General features: G+C 44.6%; 1 protein-coding gene. It reads right to left on the minus strand.

All coding sequences use genetic code 11. The features are described 5' to 3' along the window. Positions 1 to 278 (minus strand): lipase secretion chaperone (locus AAEZ05_RS28420; protein ID WP_350649917.1); only part of this gene is annotated, 278 nt, incomplete at both ends.

Below are 278 nucleotides of genomic sequence, written 5' to 3' on the forward strand. Positions count from 1 at the left end.
GTGCAATATTGGCCTTGGTAGTGTTGTCCGGCATGCGGCTAATATAGTCTTGTTTTGCCGCCTCTTTTTGCGCATCAGACAACTGGGTATTTTGGTTGATTCTGACCATCTCCATACTATAATCATCATAGTCATCCTCTGTACCAAAGAAGGCGGTGATGGTTTCTTTGGAAAAATACTGCTGACGTAGCTTACTGACGTCTTGCTTTTGCTGTGTCACCGCATTCAAATCCAACTCGCCACTTTTAGTCGCTTGCAATTGCAGGTTACCATAACGC

Origin of the sequence: Pseudomonas sp. HY13-MNA-CIBAN-0226 (assembly GCF_040310305.1) — a bacterium.
GTDB lineage: Bacteria > Pseudomonadota > Gammaproteobacteria > Pseudomonadales > Pseudomonadaceae > Aquipseudomonas > Aquipseudomonas gregormendelii.